Source organism: Spiroplasma sp. hy2, from assembly GCF_044714365.1.
GTDB classification, from domain to species: domain Bacteria; phylum Bacillota_I; class Bacilli_A; order Mycoplasmatales; family Mycoplasmataceae; genus Spiroplasma; species Spiroplasma phoeniceum.
Map to the genome: position 1 here is coordinate 1 of NZ_RXFZ02000229.1, position 1351 is coordinate 1351.

Genomic DNA, 1351 nt, shown 5'->3' on the forward strand with positions numbered 1-1351 from the left:
YRYNNATATAATTATCCAGAATATACAAAAGATATTATGCCTTCTAATGTAGTACTACCATTATTAACTAAAATTACAGCACCAGCACAATGTAAGAAAAAGGCCATAGGTAAAAAATATATTAACTTATTTGATGATAATAATTTTAATTATTCATATTATGAAATTGAAATTGATTTAAAACAAATTGACCCAACAATTCAAAGTATAAATAAATTCCAAGATGCTTATAAAACAATAGAAATAAGTAATTTAGATAATTTACAAGTTGAATGTGGGCCACCAAATATAGAAAATTTTATTCCCGATAGAAATATTAATCTTTTGGGAGATTATACTTGTGATGTTAATTTTGGTTCACTATCAAATATAATTTTACAAGAAAGTGGTCGTTCACAAGTTGATAAAGTTAACTTTGATAATACAATAACTTTATATACTGATAATATAAATAATGATATTAAAACATTTGCTACTGCTTATACTAATGGTTTACCAAATTATGATGATTATCAAAATAGTTATGAAACTGAAAAATATAAAGGTAAACTAAAATTGTTGCTTCAAATAACAAAATTATCTAATAATGATAATAGTAAAATTAAAGAAACATATTTACAAGCATATTATACTAATGAAGTAAAATTAAAAATTAGATTTTCAAAAACATTATTACCTAAATTATTATTTGGGATTTATGAATTTACTTTTTATCATTTTGGTAATGATAAAGAAATTATATTAAATGTTTCTAACCCAAATGTATTGGGCATTAGAAATAAAAGTACTAACCCAATTAAAATTACATTTAAACCAAGATAAAAATAAAAAGAGATATTAAATCTCTTTTTCTATTCTTCATTAACTTTTATTACATTGCCATTTTCATCTAAAATTAAATTAGGTTCTTTTGTATTTAAATTTCAACGGTAAACTGATTTAAAATTATTACCACTAATATTTAATCGTCGTGACCAAACACGATATGGAAATTTATTTTCGTAAATAAGCAAATCTTTTTCTTCTATTTTAAGATTATATTCATTATATTTATCTAAAACTTTTTTTTCCAAATTAGAATATTTAAATTTAATTAATCTTCAATTATCTTCTTTATTTCCTCTCCATATTACATAATATCACTTATTATCAACTTTATTAAATGGTTTTTCTTGTGATGCTATTCATTCTAAAATACCATCTTTTGTTTTTATATTGTTTTGTTCTTTTAATTTTGTTAATTCATCAGGTGTATATTCTTGTGGTTTATTACAAGCAACTAAACTTGTTGTGATTGTTCCAATTAAAGTGACTGTTCCTAAAATGTTTAATATTTTTTTCATATWTTWTH

1 protein-coding gene is annotated in these 1351 nt (G+C 21.5%); it reads right to left on the bottom strand.

All coding sequences use genetic code 4. The features are described from left to right. Positions 1–851: 851 nt before the first annotated feature. Positions 852–1351, bottom strand: a 500-nt coding sequence (locus EHV01_RS05645; RefSeq protein WP_422066607.1) for a lipoprotein, incomplete at its 5' end; no start/stop codon positions are given.